This is a genomic window from Alcanivorax sp. HI0083, from assembly GCF_001635175.1.
This window is the reverse complement of sequence record NZ_LWFX01001153.1, coordinates 1-7,529: the sequence shown is the minus strand read 5'-3', so window position 1 is coordinate 7,529 and position 7,529 is coordinate 1. Positions and strand designations below refer to the sequence as shown.

The window sequence follows — 7,529 nt, the reverse complement described above, 5'->3', positions numbered from 1 at the left end:
AGCTCTTCCTTGGTGAACTCGCCATACTGCGCCTGCAAGTCGGCGGCCAGGGAATCCCGGCGGAAATGGTTCGGGAACGGATTGCCGTGTTCGCGCAGTTCGGTCAGCTTGGCACGGCGCTCAGCGATCAGCCGGTTTTCGGCAGCGGCTTGCTGCGAGGCGTCGACATTCTGTGTGGTGTTGTCTTGGCTCATAACTCAGTGCTTCCGGTAAAGCGCCAGCCACCCGATGCCTGGCGCCAGACGCGTTGTGGGTAGCGTCTGGCGCCAGGCATCAGGCGTCCAGCGTAGCAATCACAATCCCGCTTTCAGGGAGGCTTCGATAAACTGATCCAGCGCGCCGTCCAATACCTGCTGGGTATTGTGGCTCTCAACGCCAGTGCGCAGATCCTTGATACGGCCATCATCCAGTACATAGGAGCGGATCTGGCTGCCCCAGCCAATATCCGACTTGTTGCTTTCCTGTACCTGTTTTTCCGCGTTGCGGCGCTGCATTTCCAGTTCGTAGACCTTGGCCTGCATCATCTTCAGGGCCTGATCCTTGTTCTGGTGCTGGCTACGCCCGCTCTGACACTGGGTCACCAGGGTGTGCTTCTCGCCACCATCATCAGTGTATTCATAGGTCAGGCGAACCGCCGAATCGGTCCGGTTAACGTGCTGACCACCCGCGCCGGAGGCCCGGTAGGTATCCACCCGCATGCTGCCCACGTCGATATCCACATCAATATCGTCGTCCACTTCCGGGGACACGAACACCGAGCTGAACGAGGTATGACGGCGGCCGCCGGAATCGAACGGGCTCTTGCGCACCAGCCGGTGCACGCCGGTTTCAGTACGCAGCCAGCCGTAGGCGTACTCGCCTTCGAAACGGATAGTGGCAGACTTGATGCCGGCCACATCACCGGCGGACGCTTCCACCAGCTCGGTCTTGAAACCGTGGGCCTCGCCCCAGCGCAGGTACATGCGCAGCATCATCTCGCCCCAGTCCTGGGCCTCGGTGCCACCGGAACCGGCCTGGATATCCAGATAGGCGTTACAGGCATCCATCTGCCCGGAGAACATGCGACGAAATTCCAGATCCGCCACCATTTTTTCCAGATCACGCAGGTCGCTTTCCACTTCCGAGAGAGTGTCTTCATCCCCCTCTTCCACCACCAGCTCTAACAGGGCGGAGGTGTCTTCCACTCCCTGGGAGGCATCGTTGATGGTGTTCACAACCATTTCCAGCTGGGCCCGTTCCTTGCCCAGGGCCCGGGCATAGTCCGGATCGCTCCAGACATCCGGGTTTTCAAGCTCGCGCTCGACTTCGGTCAGACGTTCACTCTTCTGATCGTAGTCAAAGATACCCCCTAAGCGCTTCGACACGCTCAGACAGGTTGGAAAGGTGGGTTCGCAGCGGATTGACTTCCATTACGTCTCTCTAGAATAAGTGCTTGGCAAATTGATATGCGGACAACAGCGCAGTCTAACGGTTTGCGGGTTGGCTGACGAGGGTCAGAGCCTCCCCGCTCCGCAGGAACGTCGACCCGCACGTTTATAACGAAGCCGCTGTAGGAGTTCCTCTTGAGGGACGAATACCAGCCCTCGCGAGGAAACAGGCAATGCGGGGGTCACCTGATCATTCTGGAGGCCCCGGTTGCTCTGCTGCTCCGAACCGAATCCGGGGTAGGCTCTGCGGATGATTTTCACGCTGACGCGTGGTTCGTCCCTCAAGAGGGACTATTCGCTTCGCTCACCCTTCGGGCCTCACGGAAATACGTGCGTTACTCCGCTACGCTTCGTTCCTACAGCGGCTTCGTAGATGTAACGGATCGCTTCCTACGTCAGTCTCTCAACTCGTAAACGTGGTGAGCCTCGCCCTTCATGTTATCGATGGTGGTACCGATATAGCGGGCATTGTTGGGAATGCCGGAACCGGTGGTGAACACCTTGAAGGTGCGCACTTCTTTCGGAGTGTCGATCACGGTGTCCGCGTCCACTTCCACCCACATGAAAATCACCGCTTCCTGGGGGATGTAATCCACCCGCAGTACCTTGCCTTCTTCGGGCAGGCGTAACTCCTGCACTTCGTTGACCACCTTCAGGCGGTGCTTGTGTATGGTCTTCATTTGAGTCCCCTCCGTTAAGGACACAACACGGCGGTGGACGATAGCCACCCCGCGCAGTCAATGCCGGCACGGCCTTTTGGGCCGCACCCTGGTAAAACAGGCACCCGGTGTCGAGCGCGAAGCGCAATGCTAGCAAAAACCGGGGCCGCCGACAGCATTGTCGACAATTTTGCAGGAGTCGATGGGGGGAACATAAAGCGGTTTTGATTCCAGGCCCAATGTTGGATTACGCCTTTCAGGCTAATTCAACCTACATAGTCACGGGGAGCTGGTTGGTTTTGTAGGTCAGATTAGGCGTAGCCGTAATCCGACATTCCCACCGCATCAGACCGATCAAAGCGGAATCAGATGCTCGAACAGCAGCTGGGGATTGCGCTGGCCACGGAATTCGTTGACCTCCAGGCGATACACCCCGCGCACCTTGCTGATACGACTGGGCAGCGCGTCCACCGCCACATTGAAATGAATGGCATCAATCACCCCGCTGACGCCGGGCAGGCCCAGGGTCAGTTTCAGGTGGCGTTCGCCGACGATGCGGTACTTGAGCACCTCGAATTCGCCATCAAAACTGGGGGCCGGGAACCCCTGCCCCCAGGGAAAACGGTGGCTGAGCAATTCGGCATTGGTCAGCGACAGCTCGTGGTCTTCCAGCTCGCCGTCCGTTTCCACAATGCGCTCCAGCGCTTTTGGAGACAACAGCTCGCCCACCGCTTTTTCGAACGCCGCCTTGAACGCGTCCAGCTTTTCCAGCTCCAGCGAGAGGCCCGCCGCCATGGCGTGACCACCGAATTTGCTCAGCAGCCCGGGATTAGCTGTGGCCACCGCATCCAGCGCATCGCGCAGGTGCAAGCCGGGAATCGAACGGCCCGAGCCCTTCAATTGGCCGCGCTGCTGGGCCGGGGCAAAGGCAATCACCGGCCGGTGAATCGCTTCCTTTACCCGCGAAGCAAGAATGCCCACCACCCCTTCATGCCATTCCTTGCCATACAGGCACAGGCCCGCGGGCAGGTTATCCGCATCCAGCCGGGCCACCTCTTCCATGGCCGCATCGCGCATGCCGTGCTCGATGGAGCGGCGCTCCCGGTTGATGGTGTCCAGGTCCTGAGCCATCTCGGTGGCTTCGGCATCGGTTTCCGCCAGCAGGCAGGCGATGCCCTGAGTCATATCGGTGAGCCGCCCCGCTGCGTTCAGGCGTGGCCCCACTGCGAAACCCATATCCGCCGCCAAGACCCGGCTGGGATCGCGCCCGGCCACTTGCAGCAACGCGCGGATGCCTGGGCACCCCTTACCCGCACGAATCCGCCTCAGGCCCTGCTCCACCAACACCCGGTTGGCATCGTCCAGCACCACCACATCGGCCACCGTGCCCAGCGCCACCAGGTCCAGCAGATCGGTAATCGGCGCGCTGGCGGTAACGCCCTGCTCGCGCAACGCCCGCTGCAGATCCATCAACAGATAAAATGCCACTCCGACCCCCGCCAAATTCGTGGCGGGGAAATCCTCACAACCGGGCAGACGCGGGTTCACCAGCGCATCCGCCTCCGGCAGGGTGTCGCCGGGCAGATGGTGGTCGGTAATCAGGACTCGCATACCCTGGGCGCGTGCAGCAGCCACCCCATCCACACTGGCAATGCCGTTATCCACGGTGATGATCAGGTCCGGCTCATACAGCTCTTTGGCCAGGTCCACGATGGCCGGCGACAATCCATAGCCGTATTCAAACCGGTCCGGCACCAGGAAATCCGGGCGCGGATAACCCAGCCGCTCCAGGCCTCGCACCATCAGCGTGGTGGCCGTGGCACCGTCCGCGTCGTAGTCGCCCACAATGCAGATGCGCCAGTGGTCTGTTCGCCCTTGTAAAAGCAACGTCACAGCCCCACGCAAACCAGTGAACTGCTCAGGATGCGGCAGACGTTTCAGGCCCAGGTTCAGTTGCGCCGGATCGGTCACCCCTCGCCCGGCCAGAATCCGCGCCAGCATGGGCGGCACATCGGGCCAGTCCGGCGTGTGCTGCGGCCGGCGGGTGATCTTGGGCAAGCTGGGTTTGTCCATGGGCATGAATGGGGCTCGGTGAGTCAGGGGTTCTGGCCAGGCCGGGTATTCGTCATGCAAGCATGACTTCCCACAAAACCTCTGCCTTTCTGAGAGGGCGCGAAGTTTGTGGGAAATGATGCTTGCATCATGAATGCCCCCGGCGAGCCGGGGCGGCACCAGACCGGCAGTCTGCCACGGCGCCGCCCTAACAGCACGAACACAAGGAGCAAGTGATGAAATTTTCGCCATACGGTACCCCGCAATCACCACCACGACCAGATAGTCACAAATTAGGGCTAAAAAAGTCATCCCGCTTCCCTATACTTGCGGGCCTACGAGTTTCGTCGTTTATGTAAGCAAACACTCACATGAATGCCATGTAAACGACGCGCCCACCCCGAATTTCGGGGCCTGGGGCACACCAAAGCGGTCATTTAAACCGCGTACTTTGGGACTGGAGAGCAGAAGCTATGATCTATCAAGGCAACGCCGTAAGCGTACAACTGCTTGACGACGGCATCGCCGAACTGAAGTTTGACCTTCAGGGCGAGTCCGTTAACAAGTTCAATCAGGAAACCGTGGAAGATCTCGGTAAGGCTGTGGAAGCTGTTAAAGGTAACAGCGACATCAAAGGCCTGATCGTGACTTCCGGCAAAGGGGTTTTCATTGTTGGCGCCGACATCACCGAATTCACAGACATGTTCAAACTGCCGGAAGACGAAATCGCCGGCTGGTGTCTGAAATCCAACGAAGTCTTCAACGCTTTTGAAGATCTCGACATTCCCAAAGTGGCAGCCGTTAACGGCATCGCCCTGGGTGGCGGCCTGGAAATGTGCCTGGCCGCAGATTTCCGCGTGCTGAGCGAAAAAGCACAGGTCGGTCTGCCAGAAGTGAAGCTGGGCCTGTACCCGGGCTTCGGCGGTACCGTGCGTCTGCCCCGCCTGATCGGTGTGGACAACGCGGTTGAGTGGATCGCCGCAGGCGGCCAGCACAAGGCTGACAAAGCACTGAGCGTAGGCGTAGCCGACGCCGTTGTTGCCCCCGACGAACTGCAAAACGCGGCCATCGATCTGGTCAAGCAGTGCCTGGCCGGCAAGATCGACTTCCGCGCCAAGCGCGCCGAGAAGCTTGAGCCGCTGAAACTACCGCCCATGGAAAACATGATGGCCTTCCAGACCTGCACCGCCATGGTGATGGGCCAGGCTGGCAAGAACTACCCGGCACCGGTAGCGGCCGTGAACACCATGCAGAAGCACGGTGGCATGAACCGCGACAAGGCACTGGAAGTGGAAGCCAAAGGCTTCGCCAAAGTGGCCAAGTCTTCACAGGCAACTTGCCTGGTCGGCCTGTTCCTGGCAGACCAGCAAGTGAAAAAGGTCAACGGCAAAACTGCCAAGGCCTCCAAGGAAATCAACCAGGCTGCAGTACTGGGCGCGGGCATCATGGGTGGCGGCATCGCCTTCCAGTCTGCCTCCAAAGGCACTCCGATCATCATGAAGGACATCGCCGACAAGGCGCTGGACCTGGGCATGAGCGAAGCCAGCAAACTGCTGACCAAGCGTGTTGAGCGCAAGAAAATGAAGCCGGCCAAAATGGCCGAAGTGCTGTCCTCCATCCGCCCGACCCTGAACTACGGCGACTTCGCCAACGTGAACGTGGTGGTTGAAGCGGTTGTTGAGAACCAGAAGGTCAAGCAGTCCGTATTGGCGGAAGTGGAAGGCGAAGTGACCGAGGGCACCGTGCTGGCCTCCAACACCTCCACCATTTCCATCACCAAACTGGCTGAAGCCCTGAAGCGTCCGGAAGACTTCGCCGGCATGCACTTCTTCAACCCGGTGCACATGATGCCGCTGGTGGAAGTGATCCGTGGCGAGAAGACCTCCGACGAAACCGTTGGCACCCTGGTGGCCTACGCCCAGAAAATGGGCAAAACTCCCATCGTGGTTAACGACTGCCCCGGCTTCCTGGTTAACCGTGTACTGTTCCCCTACTTCGGCGGCTTCGGCATGCTGATGCGCGACGGTGCCGACTTCCAGGCCGTGGACAAAGTGATGCAGAAATTCGGCTGGCCCATGGGCCCGGCGTACCTGATGGACGTGGTTGGCATCGACACCGGTGTTCACGCGGCCCAGGTCATGGCGGAAGGCTTCCCCGAGCGCATGCAGTACGACTTCAAAGATGTGTCTACCGTGATGTTCGAAAACGAGCGTTACGGCCAGAAGAACGGCATCGGCTTTTACAAGTACGAGCTGGACAAGAAAGGCAAAACCAAAAAGGTTGTCGACGAGTCCACCTACGAACTGATCAAGCCGCACGTTGCGGACACCCAGGAATTCGATGCGGACGAAATCATTGCCCGCATGATGATTCCCATGTGCACCGAAACTGTTCGCTGCCTGGAAGACAACATCGTAGGTTCCGCTGCCGAGGCCGACATGGCCATGATCTACGGCATCGGCTTCCCTCCCTTCCGTGGCGGTCCGCTGCGTTACATCGACAGTGTTGGCGTTAAAGAATTCGTCGCGCTGTGTGACAAGTACGCGCACCTGGGTGGCATCTACGAAGCACCGCAGATGCTCAAAGACATGGCCGCCAAGGGCGAGTCTTTCTTCGCCTAAGCCACGGACAAGCAGGAGTAAGAGATATGAGTTTGAATCCTAAAGACGTCGTCATCGTCGATGCGGTCCGTACCCCCATGGGCAAGAGCCGTAATGGCCAGTTCCGTCACGTGCGTGCCGAAAAACTGTCAGCCCAGCTGATCCAGGCGCTGATGGCCCGTAACCCGAACTGGGACACCCAGCTTACTGAAGATGTGATTTGGGGCTGTGTAAACCAGACCAAAGAACAGGGCATGAACATCGCCCGAAACATCTCCATGCTGGCCGGTCTGCCGCGCACCAGCGCTGCACAAACCGTGAACCGTCTGTGTGGTTCTTCCATGCAGGCACTGCACTCCGCCTCACAAAGCATCATGACCGGCAACGGCGATGTATTTGTGATCGGTGGTGTAGAGCACATGGGCCACGTGGCCATGGATCACGGCATCGACCTGAACCCGGAAATGTCCAAAGTGGCTGCCAAGGCATCCAACATGATGGGCCTGACCGCGGAAATGCTGGGCAAAATGCACGGCATCACCCGTGAGCAGCAGGACGCCTTCGGTGTTCGCTCCCACAAACTGGCGTGGGAAGCCACCCAGGAAGGTCGCTGGAAAAACGAAATCGTGCCGATCGAAGGCCACGACCAGAACGGCCACAAAGTGCTGTGCGAAATTGACGAAGTGATCCGTCCTGGCGCCAGCATCGAAGACATGCAGAAACTGCGTCCGGTCTTCGATCCGGCCAACGGTACCGTCACTGCCGGCACCTCCTCTGCCCTGTCTGACGGT

General features: G+C 59.3%; 5 protein-coding genes and 1 pseudogene. 2 read left to right on the top strand and 4 right to left on the bottom strand.

The genetic code is table 11. The annotated features are described in order from the left end of the window. The 4 genes and pseudogenes from A3754_RS16405 to recJ form a co-directional block, all read right to left on the bottom strand. Window positions 1-194 (bottom strand): annotated as a pseudogene (locus A3754_RS16405) (lysine--tRNA ligase); the annotation flags it as partial. Window positions 195-293: 99 nt separating this feature from the next. Beyond that, window positions 294-1,410 (bottom strand): peptide chain release factor 2 gene (prfB, locus tag A3754_RS16400; RefSeq protein WP_156497033.1). Its coding sequence is split into 2 segments (ribosomal slippage): window positions 294-1,337 and window positions 1,339-1,410, totalling 1,116 coding nucleotides; the frame shifts between segments, so codons are not numbered across the junction. Between the two features lie 412 nt (window positions 1,411-1,822). Further along, entirely contained in the window at window positions 1,823-2,107 is a 285-nt protein-coding gene (locus A3754_RS16395) for a hypothetical protein (protein ID WP_035247581.1), read from the bottom strand. 333 nt (window positions 2,108-2,440) lie between these two features. Further along, the gene (gene recJ, locus A3754_RS16390; protein WP_369817621.1) at window positions 2,441-4,165 is read right to left on the bottom strand and encodes a single-stranded-DNA-specific exonuclease RecJ; all 1,725 of its coding nucleotides are present in this window, start codon (window positions 4,163-4,165) and stop codon (window positions 2,441-2,443) included. A 446-nt stretch (window positions 4,166-4,611) separates the two neighbouring features. Between recJ and fadB the strand changes: the two genes are divergently transcribed. Together fadB and A3754_RS16380 are read left to right on the top strand one after the other, a co-directional pair. Then, on the top strand, window positions 4,612-6,759 hold the full coding sequence (fadB, locus tag A3754_RS16385; RefSeq protein WP_063520558.1) for a fatty acid oxidation complex subunit alpha FadB: 2,148 nt from the start codon (window positions 4,612-4,614) through the stop codon (window positions 6,757-6,759). Window positions 6,760-6,785: 26 nt separating this feature from the next. Further along, a partial coding sequence (locus A3754_RS16380; RefSeq protein ID WP_304439840.1) for a beta-ketoacyl synthase N-terminal-like domain-containing protein occupies window positions 6,786-7,529 on the top strand: 744 nt, incomplete at its 3' end.

Excerpts from the sequence above, each read along its gene's own strand:
- A3754_RS16395 (WP_035247581.1), bottom strand. The coding sequence starts at position 2,107 with ATGAAGACCATACACAAGCACCGCCTGAAGGTGGTCAACGAAGTGCAG.
- recJ (WP_369817621.1), bottom strand. The coding sequence starts at position 4,165 with ATGCCCATGGACAAACCCAGCTTGCCCAAGATCACCCGCCGGCCGCAG.
- fadB (WP_063520558.1), top strand. The coding sequence starts at position 4,612 with ATGATCTATCAAGGCAACGCCGTAAGCGTACAACTGCTTGACGACGGC.